Origin of the sequence: Nocardia sp. CS682 (assembly GCF_004634405.1) — a bacterium.
GTDB lineage: Bacteria > Actinomycetota > Actinomycetes > Mycobacteriales > Mycobacteriaceae > Nocardia > Nocardia ninae.
In genome coordinates this window covers 108,299-133,727 of sequence record NZ_CP029710.1, presented here as the reverse complement: position 1 = coordinate 133,727, position 25,429 = coordinate 108,299, and the positions used below count along the sequence as shown (strand labels likewise).

At 65.9% G+C, this 25,429-nt stretch carries 25 protein-coding genes and 1 pseudogene; 16 read left to right on the top strand and 10 right to left on the bottom strand.

Annotated elements, in window-relative coordinates:
• Positions 1-2: 2 nt before the first annotated feature.
• From DMB37_RS00635 to DMB37_RS00625, 3 genes are all read right to left on the bottom strand, one after another.
• On the bottom strand, positions 3-890 hold the full coding sequence (locus tag DMB37_RS00635) for an LLM class flavin-dependent oxidoreductase (protein ID WP_135230953.1): 888 nt from the start codon (positions 888-890) through the stop codon (positions 3-5).
• 7 nt (positions 891-897) lie between these two features.
• Complete coding sequence (locus tag DMB37_RS00630) at positions 898-1,506, bottom strand: ABC transporter permease (protein ID WP_206055144.1); 609 nt, start codon at positions 1,504-1,506, stop codon at positions 898-900.
• Between the two features lie 225 nt (positions 1,507-1,731).
• A complete protein-coding gene (locus tag DMB37_RS00625; protein ID WP_135230952.1) occupies positions 1,732-2,466 on the bottom strand; it encodes a hypothetical protein in 735 nt (244 codons plus the stop codon).
• Between the two features lie 458 nt (positions 2,467-2,924).
• Here DMB37_RS00625 and DMB37_RS00620 point away from each other — a divergent pair, with 458 nt between their 5' ends.
• The 3 genes from DMB37_RS00620 to DMB37_RS00610 all read left to right on the top strand — a co-directional run bounded on the left by DMB37_RS00620 (position 2,925) and on the right by DMB37_RS00610 (position 6,411).
• Positions 2,925-3,566 carry a hemerythrin domain-containing protein gene (locus DMB37_RS00620; protein WP_135230951.1) on the top strand — a complete coding sequence of 214 codons (642 nt, stop codon included), beginning with the start codon at positions 2,925-2,927 and terminating at the stop codon, positions 3,564-3,566.
• Between the two features lie 210 nt (positions 3,567-3,776).
• Entirely contained in the window at positions 3,777-5,330 is a 1,554-nt protein-coding gene (locus DMB37_RS00615) for an acyl-CoA carboxylase subunit beta (protein WP_135230950.1), read from the top strand.
• 106 nt (positions 5,331-5,436) lie between these two features.
• Positions 5,437-6,411 carry a helix-turn-helix domain-containing protein gene (locus DMB37_RS00610; protein WP_135230949.1) on the top strand — a complete coding sequence of 325 codons (975 nt, stop codon included), beginning with the start codon at positions 5,437-5,439 and terminating at the stop codon, positions 6,409-6,411.
• Here DMB37_RS00610 and DMB37_RS00605 read toward each other — a convergent pair.
• Positions 6,397-7,230 carry a hypothetical protein gene (locus tag DMB37_RS00605; protein WP_135230948.1) on the bottom strand — a complete coding sequence of 278 codons (834 nt, stop codon included), beginning with the start codon at positions 7,228-7,230 and terminating at the stop codon, positions 6,397-6,399. The genes DMB37_RS00610 and DMB37_RS00605 overlap by 15 nt on opposite strands.
• Positions 7,231-7,352: 122 nt before the next feature.
• Between DMB37_RS00605 and DMB37_RS00600 the strand changes: the two genes are divergently transcribed.
• Positions 7,353-8,315 carry a threonine/serine dehydratase gene (locus tag DMB37_RS00600; protein ID WP_135230947.1) on the top strand — a complete coding sequence of 321 codons (963 nt, stop codon included), beginning with the start codon at positions 7,353-7,355 and terminating at the stop codon, positions 8,313-8,315.
• A 15-nt stretch (positions 8,316-8,330) separates the two neighbouring features.
• On the opposite strand, the gene DMB37_RS00595 is transcribed toward DMB37_RS00600, so the two are convergent.
• Genes DMB37_RS00595 through DMB37_RS00585 form a run of 3 tightly spaced genes read right to left on the bottom strand, consistent with a single transcriptional unit; the run spans position 8,331 to position 10,568 of the window.
• Positions 8,331-8,720, bottom strand: coding sequence for a RidA family protein (locus DMB37_RS00595; RefSeq protein WP_135230946.1), 390 nt, complete (start codon positions 8,718-8,720; stop codon positions 8,331-8,333).
• A 19-nt stretch (positions 8,721-8,739) separates the two neighbouring features.
• Positions 8,740-9,399: a transcriptional regulator gene (locus DMB37_RS00590; protein ID WP_135230945.1), complete on the bottom strand. Its 660-nt coding sequence runs from the start codon at positions 9,397-9,399 to the stop codon at positions 8,740-8,742.
• The gene (locus DMB37_RS00585) at positions 9,396-10,568 is read right to left on the bottom strand and encodes a pyridoxal-phosphate dependent enzyme (RefSeq protein WP_240772172.1); all 1,173 of its coding nucleotides are present in this window, start codon (positions 10,566-10,568) and stop codon (positions 9,396-9,398) included. The genes DMB37_RS00590 and DMB37_RS00585 overlap by 4 nt, the downstream gene beginning before the upstream one ends.
• A 173-nt stretch (positions 10,569-10,741) precedes the next feature.
• Here DMB37_RS00585 and DMB37_RS00580 point away from each other — a divergent pair, with 173 nt between their 5' ends.
• The 6 genes from DMB37_RS00580 to DMB37_RS41845 all read left to right on the top strand — a co-directional run bounded on the left by DMB37_RS00580 (position 10,742) and on the right by DMB37_RS41845 (position 16,327).
• Positions 10,742-11,968: a cytochrome P450 gene (locus tag DMB37_RS00580; protein WP_135230944.1), complete on the top strand. Its 1,227-nt coding sequence runs from the start codon at positions 10,742-10,744 to the stop codon at positions 11,966-11,968.
• A 25-nt stretch (positions 11,969-11,993) separates the two neighbouring features.
• Complete coding sequence (locus DMB37_RS00575; protein WP_135230943.1) at positions 11,994-12,191, top strand: ferredoxin; 198 nt, start codon at positions 11,994-11,996, stop codon at positions 12,189-12,191.
• A 195-nt stretch (positions 12,192-12,386) separates the two neighbouring features.
• Positions 12,387-14,414, top strand: a complete 2,028-nt coding sequence (locus DMB37_RS00570; RefSeq protein WP_135230942.1) for a hypothetical protein — start codon at positions 12,387-12,389, stop codon at positions 14,412-14,414.
• On the top strand, positions 14,411-15,418 hold the full coding sequence (locus tag DMB37_RS00565; RefSeq protein ID WP_135230941.1) for a hypothetical protein: 1,008 nt from the start codon (positions 14,411-14,413) through the stop codon (positions 15,416-15,418). Before DMB37_RS00570 ends, DMB37_RS00565 begins: the two co-directional genes overlap by 4 nt.
• A gap of 17 nt (positions 15,419-15,435) precedes the next feature.
• Entirely contained in the window at positions 15,436-15,810 is a 375-nt protein-coding gene (locus DMB37_RS41850) for a transposase (RefSeq protein WP_135230940.1), read from the top strand.
• Positions 15,811-15,964: 154 nt separating this feature from the next.
• Positions 15,965-16,327, top strand: a complete 363-nt coding sequence (locus tag DMB37_RS41845; RefSeq protein ID WP_135237246.1) for an IS3 family transposase — start codon at positions 15,965-15,967, stop codon at positions 16,325-16,327.
• Here DMB37_RS41845 and DMB37_RS00550 read toward each other — a convergent pair.
• Entirely contained in the window at positions 16,212-17,045 is an 834-nt protein-coding gene (locus DMB37_RS00550) for an SAM-dependent methyltransferase (RefSeq protein WP_135230939.1), read from the bottom strand. The two genes, DMB37_RS41845 and DMB37_RS00550, sit on opposite strands and share 116 nt — an antisense overlap.
• An 84-nt stretch (positions 17,046-17,129) precedes the next feature.
• On the opposite strand from DMB37_RS00550, the gene DMB37_RS00545 reads away from it, so the two are divergent.
• From DMB37_RS00545 to DMB37_RS00530, 4 genes are all read left to right on the top strand, one after another.
• Positions 17,130-18,086 carry an Lrp/AsnC family transcriptional regulator gene (locus tag DMB37_RS00545; RefSeq protein ID WP_206055143.1) on the top strand — a complete coding sequence of 319 codons (957 nt, stop codon included), beginning with the start codon at positions 17,130-17,132 and terminating at the stop codon, positions 18,084-18,086.
• Between the two features lie 385 nt (positions 18,087-18,471).
• Positions 18,472-19,215: a class I SAM-dependent methyltransferase gene (locus DMB37_RS00540; protein WP_135230937.1), complete on the top strand. Its 744-nt coding sequence runs from the start codon at positions 18,472-18,474 to the stop codon at positions 19,213-19,215.
• 452 nt (positions 19,216-19,667) lie between these two features.
• Positions 19,668-20,639 (top strand): hypothetical protein, encoded by a 972-nt coding sequence (locus DMB37_RS00535; RefSeq protein ID WP_240772171.1) that lies wholly within the window; start codon positions 19,668-19,670, stop codon positions 20,637-20,639.
• A gap of 241 nt (positions 20,640-20,880) precedes the next feature.
• Positions 20,881-21,459 (top strand): hypothetical protein, encoded by a 579-nt coding sequence (locus DMB37_RS00530; protein WP_135230935.1) that lies wholly within the window; start codon positions 20,881-20,883, stop codon positions 21,457-21,459.
• A 141-nt stretch (positions 21,460-21,600) separates the two neighbouring features.
• On the opposite strand, the pseudogene DMB37_RS00525 reads toward DMB37_RS00530, so the two are convergent.
• Both DMB37_RS00525 and DMB37_RS00520 read right to left on the bottom strand, forming a co-directional pair.
• A pseudogene (locus DMB37_RS00525) lies at positions 21,601-21,987 on the bottom strand (SDR family oxidoreductase); the annotation flags it as partial.
• Positions 21,988-22,068: 81 nt separating this feature from the next.
• The gene (locus DMB37_RS00520) at positions 22,069-23,232 is read right to left on the bottom strand and encodes an IS110 family transposase (protein ID WP_135230933.1); all 1,164 of its coding nucleotides are present in this window, start codon (positions 23,230-23,232) and stop codon (positions 22,069-22,071) included.
• A 353-nt stretch (positions 23,233-23,585) separates the two neighbouring features.
• On the opposite strand from DMB37_RS00520, the gene DMB37_RS00515 reads away from it, so the two are divergent.
• Both DMB37_RS00515 and DMB37_RS00510 read left to right on the top strand, forming a co-directional pair.
• The gene (locus tag DMB37_RS00515; protein WP_135230932.1) at positions 23,586-24,446 is read left to right on the top strand and encodes a haloalkane dehalogenase; all 861 of its coding nucleotides are present in this window, start codon (positions 23,586-23,588) and stop codon (positions 24,444-24,446) included.
• 459 nt (positions 24,447-24,905) lie between these two features.
• A complete protein-coding gene (locus DMB37_RS00510; protein WP_135230931.1) occupies positions 24,906-25,424 on the top strand; it encodes a hypothetical protein in 519 nt (172 codons plus the stop codon).
• The last annotated feature ends 5 nt before the right edge of the window (positions 25,425-25,429 follow it).

Genomic DNA, 25,429 nt, shown 5'->3' with positions numbered 1-25,429 from the left:
GGTCAGGCGCACAGGGCTCGGGTGGCGGGGATGACGTCGCTGATCCAGCGGCGGAGTTGGGTGTCGTCAGCGGATTCGGGCCAGTAGACGAAGGTGTCGAAGCCGGTTTCGTTGGCGAAATCGGCGAGGATGCGGGCCCAGCCTGCCGCGTCGGTGCGGATCGGCGCTTCGCCGCGAAGCGTGACCGGGCCTGGAGTTTCGGTGATAGTGCCGACGAGTTGGGCCATCCGGGTGATGTCGGCGGGGTTACGTCCTGCGTCGGTCGCGGCGAGGGAGATGATGTCTTGTGTCGCTTGCCATTTCTCGTACGGCAGGTAATGCGGGATGGGCGCGGCCCAGCCGTCGGCGATCCGTCCGGTGAGTGCGTTGGCCTTCGGGCCGACGCTGCCGAACCAGATGCCGACCGGATGTGCGGGCGCCGGCCCGGACTGCACGCCGTGCACGGTGTAGTGCGTGCCATGGACTTTCGCCTTCGTCCCCGGCAGCCACATGGCGCGGATGATCGCGGTGGCTTCCTCGAGTGCTTGCAGCGCTTCGGGATTCGACCGCACCGGGCCGCCCATGGCGCCGATCGCGGGCCAGAACGCGCCCGCGCCCAAGGCCAGGTCGAATCGGCCCCCGCTGAGCAGATCCAGAGTCGCGGCTTGTTTCCCGAGCATCGCGGGGCCGCGCAACGGCAGGCTCGCCACATCCGGAAACACCCGCAGCCGTTCGGTTTCCGCCAGAATGGTGGCGATCACCGCGAACGTGTCGGCCAGTCCGCCCGAGTACGGATGGTCCTGGATGCCGAGCAGATCCAGGCCTTCCCGGTCCGCCACCTTCGCCATCGCACGCAACTGCGGCAGCTCGGTCACAGTCGGCGCCAACTGAATACCGAATCGTAAATTCACAGTGCGATCATGCCAGCCCGCTCAGCCGTGATTCTCTATGCCTCGGCGGCGCGTCATCCCGGGGTCGGCACAGTGCGGCGACGAGGTAACCGCCGCCTCCGGCGATAGCCAAGACCCAGTACAGGTTTGCTCCGTCGAGCAGTAGCGCGGCCGACGACGTCACCGCAAGCCAGGCACCGAGCGTGTACTGGACGAGATCACGATATGCGGCTCCGCCTGCGAGGTAGATCATTCCGACGACGAGGCCGGACCCGGTCGGCCACAACAGCGTCTGTACCTGCACGTCGTGCAGTGCCGCCTGCAGAGCTGTGATGATGAGAAACAGCGCAGTGAAGCCGATCAACCACGATGCGGCCAGCAAGATGCCGACACCAGCCTCGCGACCGTGGGCACCGCGCTGCGCTCGGACCGCGAACACGCCGGTGACGGCCAGGCCGACCAGCAGTCCGCCGAGGAGAAGAACCGGCGCGACGGCGGAAGGTATCGGCAGACTGGGCTCGTCGCCGTAGGTCAGCGCGAATGCGGTGTAACCGAGCAGCCAGGCGAAACCGAAAGTCAGATACGAGGGTCTGTTATTCGGAACGGTGGCCACTGCGCGTGGATTGTGATGGGACATAGCGGTCCTCCTATGTGGACATAGAAAGTAGAACCCGCCCCGCCGAGACACTCCATGAGCGAGAGTCTCGAACACATAGCCCAGCGTCTCGTTAGTTGACGTTGCGTACCGTCGTCGGACCCGAGATGCTCGCGCGAATCTTCGGCGACCAGGTATCCCGCCCGCCCTGCGGCACCAGTGCGCGGCTTCAGCGTCCGCGCTCACCGGCACATAACGAGGCCCTGTTCAGCTTCGGACGCCGAGTGTGCCGGTCCAGGCTGCAGTGTCCAGGCCCGCGCGACGGGCCAGTGCGAACATGGCGGCGATGTCGTCGTCGGTGCGTGGCCGGGAATCGTCGCCGGGGTAGTGCTGCTCCGTCAACCGCGTCATCGACTCGGCGAAGGAGCGCAGCACGTTCTCCGTGACGGTGCCGCGCTCGGCGGCGTCGAGTAGCTGGTCGCACAGCTCAGGCATGCCGGCGTCGGTGGCGTCGAACTCCAGCCGCTCAGCGATCTCGCCGACCGCACCCTCCCGGGTGGTCAACGACGAGATGCCGCAGTCGAGTCCGTCGTCGGCCAGGTCGTCCGGGTAGGGCGCCCGATGCCAGGCCCCCTCGTCGAACCAGTAGACACAGCCGACCATGTAGTCGTCGATCAGGCCTTGAAGGTAGTGGCGCGGTAGCCATTCCGGGGCGCCGGCCAGCAGGTCGATCGCGGGCTCGTGCGTTTTGACGTTGCTCGATTCGTCTTCGCCGACGAGTACCGCGCGCCCGACGCCGTACCACTTGAACACCCACCAGGTGCAGCCGCAGTCGTCCCAGTGCAAGCCGTCGTCGTCGATCCAGTATCCGTAACGATGGTGCGCGGGCTCGCGCTCCTGGTCCCGGTCGTAGGTCGCGACCGCGACGGCCGCCCACCACGTCCACAGCAGTCGCGCGTCCGGCAGGTCGTCGGGGCGCCCCGGGCGGTGCAGCTTCGCCAAAATTGTTCTCCTGATCCGCGTTTCGGGTGCCAGCATAGGCGGCCGCCGCGACGTCGCGGATCGATGCCACCCGGTGCGGCGGAACGAGCCCGGTTCCCGCTGATCGGCCCGGAGCATCTCACCGACTCGCCGCACCGATTGACCGAGATCGCCGCACTGACGTCCCGGCCGGGTCTAGCCACCTGGGCGCGCGAGCAGCCGCCCTCGAGCGACCTCGGCCGGGTGTCCGACGGGACGCTCGCGCCGACGAATGCGGCCCCGGCTCCCCCGCCCAGCGCCTCGACGGCGCGGGGCCAGATGCAGACAGATCCGGTCTCGCTTGCCCTCCACTGTCGAGCGTTCCAGAGGATCGCCGTCCGGGTGCGTTATTGTCGATCCACAGGGACCCGCCGGCTGCCCCGAGAGCTAGTTTGCCTGGCGTCCAGTGCTGACCTGAAATGCGTTATCAGGGAGGAATTGTGGACATTACCGAGCTGATTCTCGACGACCACCGTGAGCAGCGGCGGCTGTTCGCGATCCTGGAGCAGATCGACCGCACCGAGACCGAGGTGCTTTCCGCGATCTGGGACCGGCTCGCAGCCTTCCTCGAGCTGCACGCGAAGGCCGAGGAGGAGATCTTCTATCCGGAGCTGCTGCAGGTGGGTATCGCGGCCCGGCGCGCGGATCGGGTGGAGGACGAGACGCTCGACGCGATCCACGACCACAACGAGATCAGGGACGCGGTCGCCGAGGTGGCACAGCATCAGGTGGGCACCGATGACTGGTACGCGGCGGTCGCGGCGGCGAATCTGGCCAACAGCGATCACATGGCCGAGGAGGAACGCGAGGGCCTCACCGATTTCCGCAGGCTGGCCGGGCTGTCGCGCCGCCATCGGCTGGCCGTCGCCTTCGCCGCCTACGAGGCGCGCAATTACGCCGGTGTCGAGGCGGTCGACGAGGATCCCGCCGGCTACATCCGCGAGGTCGAGAAGAAACTGCCGACCAAGACCAAGCCGGCAAACGAGAGCGAGCCGTCGACCGAGGACCAGCCGCCGGCCACCGAGAACAAACCGACGCCCTCGAACGGATCGCTGAGTGTCGGCAGCCTGAAGCGCAACTGACCCCCGGCACGCGCCAACCGCCACGTCGCCTCATACCCCACACGGCACAGTCGACCCGCTCCGGGCCCGCTTTCGAGCTGTTGGGAATGCCATACCAATCGGGCCCGAACTGTGACCTGTCCCGCATATGGGGACTGTTATCGCGTTCTTGTGTCTACACCGCTTAACGTCGCCAAGGCACAACAGTTGGTAGGGAAGGTGGCGACAAGCGTGGTTGATACCCAGGCGAAGCTAGATGAACTGGTCAAGATCCTGGCGATCGCTGCGGAACCCGCAGGTGAGGGCGGTATTGCCAAGCGGGAGAAGAAGGGCATTCCGAGCGTCCGGGAGCGGATACACATGCTGCTCGACCCCGGGACGTTCCGCGAGACCAGCGCGTTGGCGCGCCAGCCCGACCAACCGGACGCTCTCTACGGCGATGGACTGGTCACCGGCCGCGGGTTGATCGGCGGCCGTCCGGTGGTGGTGATCGCGCACGACCAGACCGTCTACGGCGGGTCGGTCGGCATCACCTCCGCCCGAAAGTTCATGCGCGCGTTGCAGTTCGCGTTCGACAACGCCTGCCCGGTGGTGACGATCAACGACTCCGGCGGCGCACGGATCCAGGACGCGGTGGGCTCGATCGCGTCGTTCGGTGATATTTCCCGCGTGTTGGAGAAGCTGTCCGGCTATGTGCCGCAGGTGTCGATCATTCTCGGCAAGTGCGCCGCGGGTTCGGTGTACGGGCCGATCAATACCGACGTGCTGATCGGCACCAAGGATTCCTACATGTTCGTGACCGGGCCCGAGGTGATCAAAGCCGTCAACGGTGAGGACATCTCGGCCGAGGACCTCGGTGGCGCACAGGTGCAGGCCAAGCGCGGCACCCTGCATCACGTGGCGGCCACCGAGCAGGAAGCCTACGACTGGGCCCGCCAGTACCTGAGCTATTTCCCGACCAGTTGCCTCGAGCAGCCGCCGATCGTGAATCCGGGTCTGGAGCCGGAGATCACCGCGACCGATCGGGAACTCGACAAGATCATCCCGGATTCCGACCGCACCGGGTACGACATGCACGAGATCCTGCTGCGGATCTTCGACGACGGTGAATTCCACGAGGTGCGTGCGGAATTCGCGCCGAACCTGATCACCGGATTCGCCAGGGTCGACGGTTTTCCGGTCGGTGTGATCGCCAATCAACCGCTGGTGCTCGGTGGCTCCATCGACGCGGCCTGCTCGGACAAGTCGACCTATTTCATCCGGCTCTGCGACGCGTTCAACATTCCGCTGGTCTTCGTCGTCGATACGCCGGGCGTGCTGCCGGGTCTCGATCAGGAAGCCAACGGGGTGATTATTCGCGGTGGCCGGGTGCCGCGCGCGATCATCGAGGCGACGGTGCCGATCATCAATCTGGTGGTGCGTAAGTCCTATGGCGGCGCCTACGGCATGATGGCGGCCCGGCAGGTGGGCGCCGATATCAGTTTCGCCTGGCCGACGGCCCGGATCGCGGTGATCGGCGCCGAGAGCGCGGTCGACCTCATCGGCAAGCGGCAATTGGCGGCGGTGCCTGCGGAGCAGCGGGCGGCCGCGCGCGATTTCATGGTCAACCATTACAACGAGACCATCGCCACCCCGTGGATCGCCGCCGAACGCGGGTACATCGACGCCGTCATCGAGCCGGCCCGCACGCGCCTGGAGATCCGGCATGCGTTGCGCTTGTTGCGCGACAAGCCGCCGGTCAAGCCGGAGTTCAATCCGCGGAAGCATTCGGTCTATCCGATGTGAGCGCTCTCGAAGCGGCACCATGAAGGTGGTTTGACTCGGCCCCTGCTGCGGGGAACTATGGGCGCGGCGGGGGTCCGAGAACGAACGCGGAATGGATCGGCCGGCGATGGACAGTACTGGAGCGGACTTCGCCGCCTCGCGTGGGGTTTTCGCCCTGGATTCGACCGATCCGGGTGCGGTATCGCGCGGTTTCGAGACCTTCCGGCACGGGTGGCAGACACAGGTCGGCGACGGCTTTCCGCTGCCGACCTTCAGCCCGGTGACCACCGGTGATTTCCGGGTCAGAAGCCGCGTCGCGAAGCTGCGCGACGTGGCCGTCACCGATCTCGACAGTGCGTCGGTCATCCGCACGGCAGGTACTCCGTACGGCTACGACGATCAGGTGCGCATTTACGTAGTGCGCCGCGGCATTTGGACTTTGGGTGCGTCGGCCGATCATGACGAATACACCGTCGCGGCCGGGCAGTTCCTGCTGCGGCACGGCCCGCCGTTGCATTTCGGGGCGACGCCGGAGACCACGGTCAGGATTCTCACGCTGCCCTCCGCCGTGCTCGCGCCGCGACTGCGGAACCGGAGCCGCACCGAGGCGGCGGACTCGGCCGAGCTGCGCCTGCTGATGGCGCACACGACCATGGTGCACGCCACCGTGGCGGACCTCGGCCCGGCCGGTGTGCACGCCGCCCACGGCGCCATGCTCGAACTGGCCAGGGCGGTGACGACGGGTCGGTTCGACGACGCGGAGCCGGAGCTGCGGCCCGCGCTCGCTCAGGCGGCGAAGGCCTTGGTGGACAGCCGGCTTGCCGATCCCGAGCTGTCTGCGGCGATGCTGGCCCGTGAACTCCACGTCTCCGTGCGCACTCTGCAACGAGCGTTCACCATGGCCGGCGAGTCGGTGACCGGCTACATCCGCGACCGCAGGTTGGCACAGGCGCGCCTCGCCCTCACTGCCCCGTCCCACCGGCCGACGGTCGCCGAACTCGCCGCGTACTGGCAATTCTCCGACAGCAGCCATTTCATCCGCGCGTTCAAGAAACGCTACGGCCAGACGCCCGCCGAGTGCGCCCGTTCAGCGAGGCCCTAACGACTTGGCGCGCAGTTCACCTCGCGGACCGATCGCCTCGGCCACGCCCAGACAGGTGCCGCCGAGAAAGATGCCGAGCTGGTAATGGACGGAGTCGGCATCGAAAGACTGGACCAGGACGCCGATTTCGTAATTTCCGGGATAGGTGACCTCGCCGACGTAGTCGATGCGATAGGACGACGGTGACAGGTCGGGCACCAGCCCGTCGAGGTCGAGTGCCGCGGCGGTGAATGCCGCGACCGCCTCGTCGTACCAGGTGGCCAGCGCGATGAAATTGACGTGCTGATTGATGTCGACGTCGCTGATCCGGGCACGCAGCGGGGCGAAGTACGCATAGTGGTTGCGCTGCTGGCGTTCGGCATTCGGACGGGTTACCACCGTCTCGCTGGAATCCGGGCCTGCCAGAGCGGTGAGATCGGTGACCAATTCGTCCGGCAGGGCGAGTGGGCCCGCGGTGCCGAACAGCACGACCGTGGCGCTACCACTGCCCACGCGGTGGCCGCCGGCGAACACCGCATGTCCGTAGGTGAACGACGACCGCCCGATCCGACGGATATCGGTGTGCACCTCGATATCGGTGTCCGTGCCGCGGGCGGGGGCGAGTCGTTCGACGCTTTGGCTGACGAAAATGATCTGATAGGGACCGAATGCACCGGCCGCTACCAGTCGTTCGAACCGCGGCAGTTCCAGTCGTATCCGAGCGTCCTCCAGCCAGCGGGCCATCCCTACCGTGCTCACGGTGCCGTCCCGACCCAGATCGCCTTGCCGCACTCGGATATCGGACCTGACCGGAAACGCGCAGTCACTGATGGTTTTCATGAACGGGGACACTAGAAGGAATCCGTGATCCGGGACATCGGCCAGCCGGCTTATGGCGTGGATGTTCCATAGGGTTGACGCGGTTGTTCAAACGGCAGGTTGCCGCTGGGTATCGTCGTGCTGTGCTCGAGACACGGCTCGATCTGGACCGGATTCGTGCGGCCCGCCGCGTGATCGATCCGATCTTTCTGGATACCCCGATGTACCGATGCGATGCGCTGGGGCGTCGGCTCGGCTGCACGGTGAGTATCAAGCTGGAGACGGCGAATCCGGTGCGTAGTTTCAAGGCTCGCGGTACCGAGCTCGTCTCCAGTCTGTTGAGCGAGCAGGAGCGAACGGCGGTGGTTTGTGCCAGCGCGGGCAACCTCGGGCAGGCGCTGGCGTGGTCCGGTCGCCGCCGTGGCTTGCGGGTGACCGTGGTGGCGTCGCGGCGGGCGCCTGCGGCCAAGCTCGATCGGATCCGTGCGCTGGGTGCCGAATTGCTGGTGGTGGACGGCGATTTCGAGATGGCCCGCGAGCAGGCGGTGGGTATCGCGCGATCGCGCGGGATTCGGCTGGTCGAGGACAGTCTGGACGTGGAGACCTGTGAGGGGGCCGCGACGATCGGGCTCGAGGTGGCGGATTCGGCGGACGCGTTCGATGCGGTGCTGATCGCGCTGGGTGGCGGGGCGATGGCCACCGGTATCGGTTACGTCTTGAAGTCCCTCACACCCGGTGTCGAGGTGCTCTGTGTGCAGCCCGCGGGTGCACCGGCGATGACCCGCTCGTGGCATGCGCGGCGGGTGATCACCACCGAGTCGTATGACACCATCGCCGACGGGGTCGCCGGTCGATTCCCCATCCCTGCGGTGTTGGACGACCTCCTCGCGGTGGCGGACGACGCCGTGCTGGTTCAGGAGTCATCGATCATCGCGGGCGTTCGAATGCTGTGGGAGCACACGGGTTTGGTGGTCGAGCCCTCCGCCGCGCTCGGTGTCGCCGCCGTCCTCGAGGATCCGGGCCGTTTCGCCGGGCGTCACGTCGTGACGGTCATCTGCGGTGGCAATGTCGACCTGGATGCTTATCTCGGGTGGATATCGGCGTGATTCGAATTCGCCCTGTCATTCCGGGAGCGCGGCGATGGCGTGGATCTCGATAGCCGAGTCGTAGTGCAACGCACTGGCGCCCGCCACGATACGAGCCGGGCGGTGCGGGCCGAGCCATGCGGCATAGATCGTGTCGAAGGCGGGCCAGTCCGCGAGGTCGGTGACGTGTACCGAGACCGATACCAGCCGGGTCCTGTCGGTACCTGCGGCGGCCAGACACCGGTCGAGGTTGTCGAGGACTTGCCGGGCCTGGACGTCGAAAGGCGCTCCGGCCAAGCTGTTTCCGCCTTCGTCGACCGGCAGCTGGCCGGAGAGGTAGGCGAGCCCGCCGTGCATGGCGACATGCGAGTAGTGCCCGGCCGGTGGTCGCAGATCTGGACTGTTGCGTAGCTGGATGTCGGTCATGTCCGGAGCAGTCCTTTGTTTACTTGGCGTAGTTGTAGACACTGGCGCGGGAAACGCCGAGCAGGTCGGCGATGGTTTGCGCGGAGCCGCTGGATTCGAAGTAGCCGTCGCGGCGAAGTTGTTTGACCAGTTCGCGTTTGGCGTCGACGGGCAGACTCCGCGGGGTGTGTGAGCGGGCCGCGGCGAACGCCTCGATGGTCTCGCGCAGCTCGCGGGAGGTCCGGTCGCGCAGCGTCTCGAGGACCTCGCCGCCGTGCGCTACCTCGGTGGCGACGAGGTTCGCGAGGGTGCGGGTCAGCGGGGACAACGAGGAGACGTCGAGGTTCAGGCACAGCGCCGCGACGTATCGTCCCTGCCTGTTCTTGATGCCGATCGAGGTGCTTTTGACCGGTCGTCCGTCGGGGAATCGGTTGGGGTAGTTCTGGATCACGCTCGGGTAGTCGGGGTCGGCGATGCGCGCCAGTCCGAGCTCGGTAGCCGAATCCCCTACCTGCCTGCCCGACAGGTTGTTCTCGATGGCGCGGATAGCGTGCTGCGGATTGCGCAGGTCGTGGAGCACGACCTCGCACAGTCCGGGAAACATCCGGCCGATCGCGCCCGCGATCTTTTCCGCCTCGGCCAGGAGGTGCTCGTCCTCTTCGGCACGGTCATTGCGGGTCGTATCGTCGTCGGCGCTCATGCACGCGCCCCTTGTCCTTGATTCGCGCGGCCTTCGTCGAAGATGCCTGCCATTTTCTCCGACGACTTGGTCCCGGCGCCGGTGAGGACGACCACGGTGGTCTCGCGCTCGCCGACGGCGCCCTCGGCGATGAAGTGGTCCAGCGCCGCGGCGGCGACGCAGCTGGTGGGTTCGGCGTAGAGGCCGCGCGAGGCGAGCTTGCGCACCGCTTTCCGGATCATCGCCTCGGAGACGGCGACGGCCGCGCCACCGGAGCGGCGGATCGCGGCGACCGCTTCGGGCAGCCGGACCGGATCGGCGATCGCGGCGCCCTCGGCGATGGTGGGAACGCGTGGTTCGCGGCCGGCCGGGTCGAGACCGTTGACCGTGTCGGCGATGGTCGCCCAGTGCTCGGGCTGGCCGACGAACAGGCGGGGCCGGTGCGCGATCTGGCCCGCCGCGAGCAGCTCGCTGAACGCGATGTCACAACCCAGGACGTTGCTGCCGGCGCCGGCGACCAGCACTACGTTGTCGGGAGCCTGGAACCCGAGGTCCTCCCACATCTCGTAGGCCACGGTCTTGGTGCCCTGCAAGAAGAATGGGTGCCAGTTGTGGCTGGCGTACCTGATCTGTTCGGACTGGCGGATCGCCTCCTGCGACACCTCCGCACGGGTGCCCGCGACGAGTTCGATCTGCGCACCATGGGCGCGCACCTGCAGAATTTTCGCGGCCGAGGTCGACTCGGGCACGATGATCTTGGCTCGGATCCCGGCGGCGGCGCTGTAGGCCGCGACCGAGGAGCCGCCGTTGCCGGAGCTGTCCTCGAGCACGTGGTCCGCGCCTTGGCCGAGCAGGTGCGAGACCATCACCGCTACCCCGCGGTCTTTGAAACTCGATGTCGGGTTGAACCATTCGAGTTTGAAGTGCACGCGCCGACCCGACCAGTCCATCGGCACCATCGGGGTGCAGCCCTCGCCGAGGCTCACCCGGTGGCGCGCATCGACCGGGATCGCCGCCTGGTAGCGCCACAGCGACCGTTCCGAGGTGACGATCCGGTCTTTCGTGATACCCGGCAGCGCACTCATCGCCAGTGCGGTGCCGTCGTCACCGCGCCAGCGAGGGTCCGCGATGTCGTAGCGGTGACCGGACCGGTCGTACAGGAATGCGTCGGTGATGGGCGTGTCGGTCACAGTCTCAATCCTTCTTGCCGGTCCAGGAGGTTCTAGACTATCAGTCTAGATTTGTATTCACAGTCTAATCCAGCCGCTGATGCCGCCCAGGAGGCCGTATCAGCGCCGTGACAGCCGTATGTCAGGTCGTTCCGCGACCGTGGTCCTCACAACAGCCACGAAAGGAAAACCTGATGACTAAACCGGTTTCGATCCCGAACGGTCTCCCCACGGCGCGCGACGCCGGCCCCTTCGATCCGCCCAGCGAGATCAGCCGGATGCGCGAGGCCGGCCCGGTCTGTCCGCTGATCTTCCCCGACGGGCACGAGGGCTGGTTCGTCACCGGATACGACGCGGTCCGCCAGCTCATGGCCGATACCCGGTTCAGCTCGCGCCAGGATCTCGGCATCATGCACGTGCCCTACGAGACACCCGGCATGCCCGCTGCCACCGAACCGTCCCCGCAGATTCCGGGTCTGTTCATCGCCATGGACCCGCCGGATCACACCCGGCTGCGGCGCATGCTCACCGGCACCTTCACCGTCCGGCGGATGAAACAGCTCGAAGAGCACATCATCGAGATCGCCGAGCAGCAGTTGGCCGAGATGGCGAAATTGACCCCGCCGGTCGATCTGGTCAAGGAGTTCGCGCTGCCGCTGCCGTCGCTGGTGATCTGCGAAATGCTCGGCGTCCCTTATGCGGACCGGGAGACCTTCCAGGTCAACTCCGCCAAGTTCCTGGTCAAGGACCAGTCGCTGGAGGAGAAGATGGGCGCGTACGGCGCGATGATGGGCTACCTCGCCCAGCTGGTCACGGCCAAACGCGCCGAACCCGGCGACGATATCCTGTCCGACCTGGCCCGCAACGACGAACTCGCCATCGAGGATCTGACCGGCATCGCGTTCCTGCTGCTGCTCGCGGGCCACGAAACTACTGCGAACATGCTGGCGCTGGGCACTTTTGCGCTGCTCGAGCACCCGGACCAGTTGGCCGAACTGCGTGCCGATCCAGAGCTGGTGCCCGATGCCGTCGAGGAACTCCTGCGCTACCTGTCCATCGCTGACATCTTCTATCGCTACGCCACCGAGGACATCGAGCTGTGCGGTGAAACGATCCGCAAGGGATCGACCGTCGTCGTCTCGCTGCTGGCCGCCAATCACGATCCGCAGCGCTTCGACAACCCCGGCACCCTCGACATCCATCGCAAGGCGCGCGGTCACCTGTCCTTCGGACACGGGGTGCACACCTGCCTCGGCCAGCAGCTCGCTCGCATCGAAATGCGTGCCGGCTTCGCCGGGCTGCTCCGGCGCTTCCCGACCCTCGAGCTCGCCATCCCGGCCGACGAGGTGAAACTGCGGACCGACATGAACATCTACGGCGTGCACGAATTGCCGGTCACGTGGACGCAACCGGCCCCGTAAACCCTCGAGCACGAAGGAGATAACGATGACACGGCTTGTCGCGGATCGGGAGCGCTGTATCGGATCGGGCATGTGCGCCCTCATCGCGCCGGAGGTGTTCGACCAAGACGAGGACGACGGGCGGGTGCGGGTGCTGGATCCGAGCCCGCGCGGTGGTCACGCGGCGGTGCGCGACGCGGTGGACGCTTGCCCGGCCAGGGCACTCGACATCGACTCGGACTAGCGGACATCGGCTCGCGCCGCCGGGCCCGACCTCAGGGCCTGGACGCGCCTCAGCGAATCGCCCCAACAATGCGCCGAAAAATGAAGTAGCCCACTACTCGTGTTACCGCCTCCTCCCCGTCCCACGCTTTTTCTGGGGCGGGAAGAGGAGGAACGACATGATGAAATCTCGAGAGCACGACAGCGGGAGGATGTCATGACCGGTATCCCCACGCAGTTCGCGATCGCCGATCTGGTGCTGGAAGCGCGCGAAGCCGCGGGACTGCCCGTCCCAGCGAGTGGCGATCTGCCATTCTTCTATCTGGGTGCGATCGGCGCGAAACTCGGTGACTTTCTGCCCGCGCGAACAGAACTCGGCGCGGGCGAACCGAACAGCCGGGTATTCGCCGCCTGGTTGCCCATTCTCGGCCTGCTCGCCGGAACACCGGCTGTCCCCGGCCTCTACGCGAACCTGTCCACGCTGAGGGAACGGCTCGACTGGTTCAGGGCGCTGACCCAGCAGGCCGACCTCGCGGCGAAGCTGGAACTCGTCACCAATCTCGACAAGATCGAGGAGATGGACGGCATCATCACCGCGATGCGGGCCCAGCTCGCGACGGTGGCGACCCTGGCACCCACGTTCGCGCTGGCCGTCCGCAGCGTCGGTGGCAGTGCTACCACCCCCGCCGACCAGCGGTGGAAGCTCCACCCGACCCGGCAATGGCGCGCTCGGGATACGTTGCACGGCAGCAAGACCGGGCTCTTTCTCACCCAAATCCGCAGGCGCGCCGACGTCAGCGGCGACAGCAGGCTGCGGGCGTATGCGGACGGGATGATGGTCGCCTATGCCGCGCAGGCGTGCGGCAACCCGTTTCTCAACGGCATCGTCGGCGGTCCCCGCCGCAATCATTGGTGGCGTCACCAGTGGCTAGGGAACTATGTCGACACCTGGGTGTGGGGATACGTGGAGAAGCGCCGTAAGATTCGTGCGACCGGGGCCGAGATGGTCTTCAATTCCGGTGGTCTCGTACCGAATCCGACTCTCCCGACCTGGGATAACGTCTGCGGCGCCGAATTGCACCGCCGCATCACGATGGGCGGCATCGATCAGAATTCGGTGTTCGCCGCGATCGGCGCCGGTACCCCGCTGCCACCGCGACTGCCCGCCGCATTGGTCACCCTCTGGTCGGACAGCTACCAAGCCGCCTACGGCACACCGGCTCCCGGCCTCGGCATCAACGCCGGGGGCATTCAAAGCGCGTATTCGCTGACCTGGCTGACCCTGTGGATGTCCACGTCGAGCAGCTTCCTCGGCTGCCATCCGCCGGACCAGATCAACCCGCCCGACAGCTGCGGTCCCCGCCCGGACTGGGTCGCCGTCGACGGTTCGGTGGTGCTGCCCGGCGGCACCGTCATCACACCGCCGAAACCATCGATCGGCAGCGTCTCGGCGCTGGAGACGGCCAGCGCCATTGCCGCGGCGTTGCTCGGCCTGGCCAACTACGCGATCGGCAATATGGCAGGCGGCGCCGCGATGCTGGCCGGTGCAGTCGCACTCCTCGACGACGCCACCCCGCCCGACTGGGACAAGCTCAGCTGCCACGCCGAGTGGTTCGCGGTCTACCTTGCCAACTTCGAGAACGCCCTGCGTGACCTGCTGGTCACCGCGGGATTGATCCCGCCGTATACGACACAGCTGGCGCACAACCCGGTTGCGTTCACGCCGATGGGCGGCGCCCAGGTGGTGCCGCCCACGGCCGCGCTCAACACCTGCCGGAGCAGGTCCGGACTCGAACAGGGGTACCCCCGCTCGGTCTGGTCGCCGGCACCGGCGAATCTGAGCAACTGGACCCAATATCCGACCGAACCGGTCGAGACACCCCGCCAGGTCTCCTATCCGGCGAATGCGGTGTGGCCCTTCCATTTCGTCGACGGCTGGACGTTCACCGCCAACGGCGACGGCACCTACACCTCGACCCAGGTGAACCCCATGGTGCGCCGGAACACCACACCTGCACTGCTCAGCGCCCAGGAATGGCAGGAGCGAGCCGACCAGGCGGTCAACGACGCCAGCCTCGAACGCGGGTTCGGCAACGCCGTCGACAACGCCCTAGCCCTGCTGGCCGCCGACCCGACGATGAACTTCCTGGACTGGGACCTGGACGCGGACCGTGGTATCGGCTGGCCGGCGTGGACCTGGAGTGCGCCCGCGGTGCAGCCCGGCGAGATCGAGCTCGAACCATGACGCTCGAAAAGGACGGTAAGACAATGCAAGAACACGACGACGAGCCTGCCCCGCTGCAACCCGGTGCCAAACTCGTGCTCGGGTACGACTACTCCGACAACGGTGACGGGCGCCCACTCCCCTACGGAACCGTCTTCTACTGCTCACCCTTCATCGCGCTGTCCACCGCCGATCCGGTGACCGGCTGGATACCGCCCGATACCCCGGCAATCCTCACCGCCACGGTCCAGAACCTGTCCGGTTTGGGCGCCGCATTGGGCACGAAGCTGAACTTCTACTACGCCAGACCGAGTCTGGGCGCGCTCACCGACGTTACCTGGATCGGAGAATCGAAGCCGAAATCGCTGCCGCCCGGTGCCGCGGAGATCATGGAGTGCACCACGCCATGGACACCGACGCTGGATTTCGGCACCCATCAGTGCCTGCTCGTGCATGCCGAAAGTCTCGAAGAGAAAGTCGAATTCCCCTGGCGCGCCGATCTCGATCGCCGCGTCGGTCAACGGAATCTGGTCGTCGACCCGCCCGGCACCGCGGGCACCAAGATATTGACGGTCACCAACCCGTTCGCCTTCGACGCGGTGACCTGGCTGGTGCAGCACAGCTGGCGGATCAGCGGCCTCACTCCGCAGGTCACCCATGCCCTGGGGACGACTCTGGCAGACCTGTGCTCCCACGTCGCCGACCCGAAACGCCGTCGCCTGCTGCTCCGGCACGACGTCGAGGTCAGCGTAGGCGAGCCGGTGGGCATCCACTTCGAAGGCTTCGGCAGCGACGAGCCGTTCGAGCTCTTCGACGACCGCACCGTCGAACAGCTGTTGCGGCGCCGCGGCGAGAACTCCGGCGGTCATGTGCTCGCGGAGACGGCGCTCCCGCCGGGGTCGAAGCGCGACACCGTCTTTCACGTGGCGAGCCCGGATGACGGTGCCACGTATGTGCACCAGCTGACCCAGGTGATCGGCGGCATCGAGATCGGGGGTTACACCGTCCTCGCAGTGTCGGACTAACTGCCGAAGTCCCAACGTTGGGGGCAAGAGGAGACAGGGCTCTGCGGCCGCGCTTTCTCGGAGGGCTCTGGCTGTGGTCCGATAGGGCCGGAAGGAGTCATTCGTGGCAGCACCGAAGAAGTACCCCCGACAAGTTGAAGGCGAGGGCGGTCCGCCTGTATCGGGAGCCGGACCCGAAGCCGACGATCCGTAAGTTGGCCGAGCAGCTCGGGGTGCATCACGAGGCGTTGCGGAACTGGATCCGCCAAGCCGAAGCCGACGCCGGCGAACGCGATGACAGGCCGAGCGCCGACATGCTCGCCGAGAACCGCGCGTTGAGAAACGGGTCGCGGAATTGGAGCGGGTCAACGAGCTATTGCGTTCTGCGAGTGCGTATTTCGCCTCGGAGCTAGGCCCGGCCCGGCGGTGATCATGCGGTTCATTCAACAGAACAGCCAGCACCTGGTCGAGCTCCTACTGCGGGTCCTGGGCATCGCGTCCTCGACCTACTACTAATGGAAGAAACGCGCCGCGCAGCCGTCGGATCGCTGGGTCGAAGACGGGAAGCTGCTGGCCGAGATCGTCGACATTCACACCAATTCTGGCGGCACCTACGGGTCGCCGAGAGTGCATGCGATGTTGCGGCGCAGAGGGATTCGCGTCGGCCGCAAACAATGCACGATTCCGTGTGTTCGAGGCGGCCGACGGACGTGGGGTTCGCGACGAACGCTCAGCGGTACGGCCCGGCAGTCGAAGGTAACCGCGGGCCGATCCGACGGCGCTGATGTGACGGTCTGGCTCCGAACGGCAGCGATCAGGCACCGCGTTCCGCGCGCACGAGGAAGCCGTGCGGCGCGCCCGGGGTGTCGCGAGGGAGGTTGGGATGCGGCCAACGGCCGAATCGGGTTCCCACGGTACTCATCAGGGTGACTTCGGGTCGCCAGCCGCGTGTGGTGAGCAGGTCCTCGGGCCGGTCGGTGCCGAATAGCCACGGCGCCTGCATTTTCGCCATGCGGTCGAGTAGGGGGCGCATGGCCGGATGTTCCAGGAACGACTGCCCGACGATATCCATGTGCAGGCGGCTGCCGGGCGCCGACAATGCGGTGACCCGGTCGAGCAGGCGAAGCACGTCGGACTCGGGCAGGTATTGGGTCAGGCCCTCGATCAGCCATTGCGTTGGTGCGTTCGGATCGAAACCGGCGGCGATCAGTGGTCCGGTCCAGTCGCTCGCCAGGTCGAGGCCCACCGGCACTCGGACACATCGGGGCGCTGCGTTGATGAGTTCATCTTTGACCGCGAGCACGGCAGGCCGGTCGAGTTCGAACACGGTGGTGCCTGCCGGAAAATCGAGCCGATAGGCGCGGGAATCCATACCTGCGGCAAGGATGCAGATTTGGAGCGGGCCTGGCGCGGCAAGCATGTCGTCGAAGTATCGCGTCCGCACCACGATGGCCGGATTGTCGCCGAACTCGTCGAGCAGCTCCTGCCCCGCCACTCCCGCGAGGCGGGCCGCGAACGGATCATCGAAGAGGCGGTCCGGACGCGCCGACTCCACGGCGCGCATGCGGGCTGTCAGTCGCCCGGTGAGAGCTACCGGGTCGAGGGTGTCGGTGCCGGTGGAAACTGAGGTCTGGTCATGGTCTGCCATAGTGGGAGTGTCACGCGGAGTTGGCAGATCCGGGATGGACGCACGTCCAATGTGACGGATTCCGAAGATTCAGGGGCAACTTTGGTGGATTCACTCGACAAGCAGTTGGTGCATGCGCTTGCCGTCGATGGTCGCGCGTCGTTCAGCTCGATCGCGGAGGTGCTCGACTGCTCGGACCGCACGATCGCGTACCGATATCGCAAGCTCAGGGCGGCGGGGCTACGAGTGGTCGGTTCCCTCGACGGTCGACGACTCGGCTACGTCGATTGGCTGATCCGCATCAGCTGCGCCCCGGATGCGGCGCTTGCGGTGGCGACCGCGCTGGCGCGCCGCGACGACACATTCTGGGTCCATCTGGCGTCGGGCGGTACGGAAATCGTCTGCATCACGCGGACGCGCGGTGCCGGAGATCAATTGTTGCTGGAAAAGCTCAGTCGCACACCGCGAATCATCGGCGTCACGGCACAGTGCATGCTGCGTGGGGTAGCCGGTGTGGGTGGGTGGCCCGGTCGGCTCGTTGCGTTGAGCCCGGACCAGGTCGCGCGCCTGCGCCCAGTCGAGAGCCCCGGTGGGTCCAATGAACCCGAGCCGGTCGAGTTCACCGATGCGGACTGGTCGCTGATGCAGGCCCTGGCGGTCGACGGCCGGACAGGGTTCCCGGGTCTGGCCGCCGTGACGGGCTGCTCGGCGTCCACCGTGCGGCGGCGATTGGCGCAACTGCGGCAAGACGGAGTGCTCTACTTCGACATCGACCTGGATCCAACCTGGTTCGGCTACCACTGTCACGCGATGTTGTGGCTCACCGTCGCGCCCGCCGAATTGGCCTGCGTCGCAGACACACTCGCCCGGCACGTGGAGATCGCCTACGCTGCGGCCACCACCGGGACCACCAATCTGGTGGCGTTCGCGGTATTCCACGATCTCGACGCGTTGTACGACTATCTGGCCAGGCGCATCGGCGCCCTGGACGGCGTGCTTCGAGTCGAGTCGTCACTCATCGGCCGTCAGGTCAAGCTCGCAGGCGCACACGTCAAGGCCTGACCTGCTCGACTGCGTTGGGGAACAGGCAGATTCAGCAGCCTCGACCTGATCACTTATCGCCCATCCGCTCGCCGCGAGAATGTCGTCCACGGTTTCGTGCGGGACATCCGGATGACGCGGCGAGGGTGCCCAACGCGATCAGCTCCGAATGTGTTGGAGCCATGGGACCTTGGGGTTCCCGTGGAAACGGCGCGGAAGCCAACGGATTTGGCGTAGCCGTAGGTCAGGGCAGGAGATTCCTGGGTCAACCTCTGGTGACTGCCCACGCCTGGTTGCAGATCCGCTGCCGAGCTGCGCGTCGCAGTACCCCGAGACCGGTGAGCTATGTTTCAGACCGAGGCGGTTGCACCCGGTGACGCGCGTTCATGGCTGTTAGCTTCGAGGTATGGAAGCCTCGACACCTCCGGACGGCTCTGGCCGTGCTGCGGCCTACGATCCGATCGCCGAAGTTTACGCTGCGGAGAACGCGACCAGTCTGCTCAACGAGTATTACAACAGGCCTGCGATCCGTGATCTGCTCGGTGACGTCTCCGGTAAGCATGTGCTGGACGTGGGGTGTGGCTCCGGTCCAACGCTCGTCGACTTGATCGAGGGTGGAGCTACGGCCGTCGGCATCGACGGCAGCAAGGCGCTCATCGACATCGCCCGCGGCCGCGTCGGAAGCGCCACAGAGCTGTACGTCGCAGATCTGGCTGACCCGTTGCCGTTCGACGACTCCACCTTCGACGATGTCGTGTGCTCTCTGACGCTCCACTATCTCGAGGACTGGCATTCCCCGCTGACGGAGATCCGACGGGTGCTGAAGCCCGGAGGCCGCCTGATCCTGTCTGTGGAGCATCCGCTTGTCATGTGGTTCACCGCCGTCCAGGCAGGCAACACGACGAACTACTTCGCCACCCGGCCCCGGCACGTGACGGACATGGCAGGGCAGGACGCCGACCTGACGTTTTGGGACCGGTCCCTGTCGACGATGTTCAAGACCTTCTTCGACACCGGATTTCGAGTGACCCACCTCGATGAGCCTGGTCCCGCACCGGAGGCGCTGGAGCGGTTCCCAGAATTCTTCGAAGATAGGGATGACCCCCGCTTTCTGGCCTTCCTGTTCCTGGTCCTGGTCCCGGCAGCTTGATCTCTGTACAGATCCGATCAGTCCGGTCGGTTAACGATCGGCTGACAGTGCTTCTCAACGCACGATAGTGCCGAAGAGCGTGCGTGCATGGCGTCCGCCGACGAGTGTGCAGCATGTCGGTACGGGCAGACACAATGCAGGATATGGAAACCGGTGATGTCAAGGACGCGGCCCAGCCCTTCCCGGCTGTGAACAGATGGCAGGTGGGTTTGACCTGCGCCGCGATCGTCGCGGCCGGCTACCTCGTCGCCTGGCTGGTGCACGAGCCGGAGCCCACAGATCGGGCCGAAAGTTCCTATGTCACTCCGCCGGTCGCGTTTCCGGTGCGGATCCCGGGTTGCGATGTCGTGGAACCTCCGCGGGAAGGGCAAACGTTCGGGATGATGTACTCCGGCACGGATAGTTATGACAATCCGTCCTATCCGTGGTTCTCCGGTCCCAAGGCGGGCGCGATGACGCAGGCGCTGCACGATGGGCTCCCCGGTGATGTCGAGATCGTCTTCGCGCCGGTAACGCGCTCGCTGGTGTTCCAGCCGATCCTCGGCGATGCCACGCAGAACAAGGGATTCGACGGATGGAGCGAGGCACGCGCCACGCTGCTGCGCGCTGACCGAGAGGGCGCGCTGGCGGTGACCGTTCGCCAGTCCACCAAGCCGATTCGACCGTGCGTCGCCGGCGAACTCGACGAACGGCGCCACCTTCCCGACGGCACGATCGTCGACACCCAGGACACCTGGTACGAAATGAAGGGAGTTCGCACCCTTACGCGCGACGCCACCGCTTATCTACCCGACGGATCCGTCGTTCACGCGAACGCCACTGATCACGCCGCCGAGGGCAGCGGCCGTACCCGAGCTGTCCCCTTGTCCATCGATGAACTCGTCGCGCTCGTGACCGACCCCGGACTACGCATCAGCGCGCCGGTCCCGCCCGGAACGCCGCGCCCGCCCGAGGTCTGCCTGCGCTTCTGGAAATCCGGCGCGGTGATCGATCAGGCCCAGGCTCGTCGATGGGACGAGGTGCTGGCCCAGATCCCGCTCGACGGTGTGACCCTGGACCGGCCGCTGGGGGCGCTGCTGCAAGGTGAGAGGGGCGGCGGGGTGTGCCAGGTGGTTCGAGTAACCACGCTCGGTTGGCAATCGCGGTTGGCCGTCGTGATCAGTACCGAGCAACCCCTGCCGCAGGAGCCCGATACTTCCTCCTACGATGGCGCGACGCGGCGGCTACCCGACGGGACTGCGGTCGAGACCCGCGAAGTGCGAAGTGCGGCGCTGTCGTCCACGCCGCGAACTGACCGCACGGTCACCGTCACCCACCCGTCCGGGACACAGATCAAAATCTCCTTCGACGACGCCCCCGCCGAGCTTCTGCCGTTAGCGCTGCTCGAGCAGATCGCCCTGAATCCGGGACTCGACGTGTCGTGATGAGAGCGATCCGTGCTGACTTCAGTCAGTGCGGGTGAGCGATCATGCCGCGTGGCGCGCGTTCCCCGGGTTGTTCGGTGCGTGGCTCGCCGTCGTGATCAGGCTCCGACGCATCGCGGCGGCGACTATGTGTTCCCATTGGGATCGAAGATCTAGCATGACGCGCCTGGCGTGACCTGGGAGCGCACCGAATCACTCGCAAGCCCTGCTCGCCCGAACTCGAAGCTCGGAGGCATTTGTCGTGGTGCGGATTTCACTTGGTATCTCGCGTCGCAAGTTCGTGTGGACTGCTTTTGGCGTCGTCATGCTCGGCGGGGTGGTCACGGCCGGTCCGGCATCTGCGGATTGGCCCGCTGACCAGTCATTCACCATAACCAGCGTCAAAGTCTCCGGTACCTGTTTGAGCGCGGAGGGCGAGCTTGTCGTTCTGAAGAGCTGCTCGGGCCGCATCGAACAGGCTTGGCTGGCGATCGACGGGACGCGAGTGACCCGCGTCCGCAATGTCGCGACCGGACAATGTCTGTTGGCCGAGCTGTTCGATGGCGCGGTGCGGCTGCGGGGCGTCGACTGCGGGCACAGCGGGCTGAGTGATCAGCGTTGGAAGTATCTCAACATAGCGGGGTACACAGACCGGGGAGTGATTCAACGAGAGGCATACAGTCGCGGTACCCCCAGCAGGTGTTGGCAGGCGTTCACCTATGCGGGTGGGCCGAGTGGCACCGGTGCTGTCGGCAGTATCCGAACGGCCACCGACTGCGAGATGATCAAGGGCGACGCGCTCCCGGCCGAGAATCTGTGGATGCTTAAGCCGACTCGCTGAGTCGATACTGCCACTCGATTCGGACATCGGATCGGCCCGCCACGCTGCATGCGCCGAATATCAACGGCCCGAGATCATCTCGGGCCGTTCGCGTCGGTAGAATGCATACTCTTGCCGACTACACGACGTATTCCAGGTGTATCAGTGGCCCATGCCCATGCCGCCGTCGACCGGGATGATGGCACCGCTGATGTAGGCGGCGTCGTCGGAGGCGAGGAAGCTGATGGCCGCGGCGACTTCGTCGGGTCGGCCGATGCGCGCCGCCGGTATCGCCTTCAGAGCGGCCTCGCGCGCGTCGTCGGATACCTCTTGCTGAGTCATGTCGGTATCGATGAACCCCGGAGCGACCACGTTGGCGGTGATGTTTCGTGACCCGATCTCGCGGGTGATCGCGCGAGCCATGCCCACCAATCCAGCCTTGGCGGCCGCGCAGTTCACCTGGCCGGGAATGCCGGACTGGCCGGCGATCGAGCCCAGGAAGATGATGCGCCAGAACCGCGCCCGCAACATTGCTCGGTTGGCTCGCTTGACGCAGCCCCCTGATCGGTCAGTTCCTGGGCGAGACATGGCGCGCGTTCGCGGACCTCCGCAGCTGGCTCCCCTCTCGCGTCAAGACATGATTCGCAGGTCGGGAGTATTCTGGTTATCGGTGAGTCCGGGTTGTGGCTTGTCCGAAGTGCCGGTGTGCGGGGTTGAGCCGGTCGCGCTGGAGTCAAGAGTCGCCCCCGATTGCCCTCCCGGGCTTGCCGTTTCCCGTCGTTGCTGGTCGGCGAGCATGCGCGCGTAGACGATATTGGACAGGCGGCGTTTCAACGCCCGCGTCGCTTCCATCGAGGTCTTGCCCGCAGCTTTGCGGCGGTCGTAATAGGTGCGGCCCGCGCTGGGATTACGCAGCTGAACGATGGCCATGATGTGCAAGACCCGATTGATTTTCCGGTTCCCGGCACGCGATAGCCGATGCCGTTGCTGCTGACCAGAAGAAGCATCCAAGGGGGCGGTGCCGTTCCAGGACGCGAACCGGTTGCGGTCCCGGAATCGGTGCAGGTCACCGACATCGGCAAGCAGCCGGGCGGCCCCAGCGGGTCCGATCCCGTTGAGGTCGGTCAAGGTGGAACCACGTTCGGCGACGAGCTCGCGCAATTCCTTATCCGCGGTCTTGATCTTGCGATCGATGACCTCCAGTTGACCGATCAACTCAACGGTCAGGCGGCGGCGGACCTTGCCTGCGGGATCACGGGGCTTGACGGTCGCGACCAACTTCCGTGCTTGCATCGCGGACAGGAATTTCTTAGCCCCGCCGGGCAGCAATTCCAGCAGCAACCGGTGTAAACGGTTGACGGTGTCGGTGCGGGCGCGGCCGAGTTCGTCGCGTCGGTCGGCGAGCATGCCCAACGCGATCAGTTCCGAATCAGCTTGCACGCGATGCAGATTCGGTGAACGTAAAGCCGCCAACGCTACTGAATGCGCATCGACAGGATCGGTTTTGCGGCCGTTGCCGGTGGCGAATACCCGCACCTGCGCCGAGAGTTTCGCCGGCACATCGACGACGGTTTCACCGTCATGGACCAGGCGGTGGGCGAGGTGGCGGCCGATGCCATTGCATCCCTCGATCGCCCACACCCGATCCGGGTATCGCCTTGCGGCGGTGAGCATTGCGCTGTAGCCGGCGTTGTCGGTGTCATATCGCCCCGTCGCCAGCACCGCTGCCGCGGGGTCGATGATTTCGATCGTGGCTGAGCGTTTGTGCGGGTCCATCCCGATGATGACCTTCACCAGTGCATCCTTCCCGAATCGACGGATGGTGTCCGTGCGGGAAGGCACCGCTACTTCGAGCTGGGCAAACCCCTCTTAAGCCATTCCCTGCACGGTGACCGGTGAGGAGCAAGCCATTTGAGAGCCACACCAATGACGCAGGTGGGCAGCCGATTACCGAGCTTCTCACCGGGCACCTGGACCCGATCCTGGCCGGGATCAAGCCCTAGCGCCAATGCTAAGTAGCCGATTACCGACCGTCAGGTGGTTGCAGTGTGGAACTCGCCGGAATCGCAGGTTTTCAACGGTTTTCTTGGTGGGTCCACCACGCCCCGTTGGACCACATGTAGCCTCGCGCCTGAGGGAGGGGCCTGATGTTGATCGACTTTGTTCCTGACGGGGATCTGTACCCATTCGAGTCGCGTTGGTTCGACTCGTCTGCCGGCCGGGTTCACTACATCGATGAGGGCACGGGGCCGGCTATCTTGTTTTGTCACGGTGCTCCGGCGTGGAGTTTCCTCTACCGCAACATCGTGAAGGACCTGCGCGATCGGTACCGGTGTATCGCCGTCGACTACCTGGGTTTCGGATTGTCCGAGCGCCCTGCGGGTTTCGGCTACACCATCGCCGAGCTCGCCGCGGTCCTCGGTGAGCTGATCGATCACCTGCGACTCGACGGCTTCGTTGTGATGGGACACGATTGGGGCGGACCCATCGGTCTGGGCGCGGTCACCGCGCGCGCGGACCGGGTGCGGGGGATCGTGCTGGGCAACACCGTGTTCTGGCCGATCGAAGCGATGGCTAATCGGGCTTTCAGCGCGATCATGAGCAGCCGTCCGATGCAGCGGCGGATACTGGAACAGAATTTCCTCGTCGAGCGCGTCCTGCTCACGGAGCTGGGGCGCACACTCACCGCGGCCGAGGCCGAGCACTATCGCGCGGTGCAGCCCACTGCCGAGGCCCGGCGCGGACTTGCCATGATGCCCAGACAAATTCGTGCCGCGCGCCCGCTGCTGAACCAACTCGCCCGAGACGTGCCCGTCCTGCTCGGCGACAAGCCGACCCTGCTGGTGTGGGGCATGCGGGACATGGTGTTCCGTCCGAACGACTGCGTCCCGCGGATGCGGGCCGCCTTCACCGATCTCGACGTGGTCGAGCTGCCACACGCCCGGCACTTCATTCAGGAGCATGCGTCGGAGGCGATCACAGCGGCGATCGCACAGCGATTCCCGTAACCGGCTGGGGTCAAAGACATCCCGCCCTGACTCGACAGAGTGCAGGCGGCCCACCTCGGCATGCGGGAACGAACGACGAACCCTGGCAGCGATGGCGTAACGAAGTATCGGTGGTCGCCGCTGCCCGCCGCGCGCTTCCCGGTCTGCAGGTGCCTCGGCGACCGTCGACGGGATGGTAAGGCCGCGTGCGGTTTTGCATACGCTGACGATATGGCCGGGCTTTTAACATCTGCTCTATGCGTGTACCGGTCATTGAGGACGAGCCCTCGAGACGTCCGCTGCCCGGAGGGTCCGTCTTCTCTCGGGTGACGGCCCGACTTCCTGTGCAGCATCGCGGATTCCGATGAGGTGTACCGACTTCCGTCGCGTCGACTCCGTCAGATCGATGCTCCGTTGAGCGATTTACCTGGCACTACGCCGTGCCCAAGCCTGTGGTGCGGTCCAACCGAAGGAGTACCGTTGAACAGAACCAAACTCGCTCTCCTCTTCGTCGCGGTCCTGGGCTCGGTGTCGGCACCGGCGCATGCCGAACCCACGACACCCGGAGCGCTGGGATCTGGATTTCCTCAGGTGTTCAGGCTGTTCCAGCTCAGCGACCCGAACAACCCGGCCTGCGTCTACTACAACCAAGTCGCCGCAGGCCGTGGCGCGGCGGCGGACGCTTCCAACTGCAAATCCGATGCACCGCATTGGTTCCGGCGGGATACCCTGCCCGATTCCGTTCTGTTCCAGCTCGACGACTTCCCCGACAAGTGCCTCATCGGCGATGCCTCGACCTCGCCAGGCGTGGTGATCGTCGGGTCTTGCGACGACCCGCGCGCGGGCTGGGTCGGCGGCGGGAGCACCAACCCGCCCCGATGGGCGTTCGCGCCGAGTTCTGCGCCGCGAATGTACTTGCGCGACAACGGGATAGCGCTGGTCCTGCAGAACACCAAGGCCCCACTCCAGACCCCCGGGTACTACTGGAATCCCCAATAAGCCAA

Coding starts and splice junctions, on each gene's coding strand:
- DMB37_RS00565 (WP_135230941.1), top strand. CDS start 14,411: ATGACGCTCGAAAAGGACGGTAAGACAATGCAAGAACACGACGACGAG.
- DMB37_RS00580 (WP_135230944.1), top strand. CDS start 10,742: ATGACTAAACCGGTTTCGATCCCGAACGGTCTCCCCACGGCGCGCGAC.
- DMB37_RS00550 (WP_135230939.1), bottom strand. CDS start 17,045: ATGGCAGACCATGACCAGACCTCAGTTTCCACCGGCACCGACACCCTC.
- DMB37_RS00630 (WP_206055144.1), bottom strand. CDS start 1,506: ATGTCCCATCACAATCCACGCGCAGTGGCCACCGTTCCGAATAACAGA.
- DMB37_RS00605 (WP_135230948.1), bottom strand. CDS start 7,230: ATGAAAACCATCAGTGACTGCGCGTTTCCGGTCAGGTCCGATATCCGA.
- DMB37_RS00575 (WP_135230943.1), top strand. CDS start 11,994: ATGACACGGCTTGTCGCGGATCGGGAGCGCTGTATCGGATCGGGCATG.
- DMB37_RS00590 (WP_135230945.1), bottom strand. CDS start 9,399: ATGAGCGCCGACGACGATACGACCCGCAATGACCGTGCCGAAGAGGAC.
- DMB37_RS00535 (WP_240772171.1), top strand. CDS start 19,668: ATGACGCAGGCGCTGCACGATGGGCTCCCCGGTGATGTCGAGATCGTC.
- DMB37_RS00595 (WP_135230946.1), bottom strand. CDS start 8,720: ATGACCGACATCCAGCTACGCAACAGTCCAGATCTGCGACCACCGGCC.
- DMB37_RS00515 (WP_135230932.1), top strand. CDS start 23,586: ATGTTGATCGACTTTGTTCCTGACGGGGATCTGTACCCATTCGAGTCG.
- DMB37_RS00570 (WP_135230942.1), top strand. CDS start 12,387: ATGACCGGTATCCCCACGCAGTTCGCGATCGCCGATCTGGTGCTGGAA.
- DMB37_RS00540 (WP_135230937.1), top strand. CDS start 18,472: ATGGAAGCCTCGACACCTCCGGACGGCTCTGGCCGTGCTGCGGCCTAC.
- DMB37_RS00610 (WP_135230949.1), top strand. CDS start 5,437: ATGGACAGTACTGGAGCGGACTTCGCCGCCTCGCGTGGGGTTTTCGCC.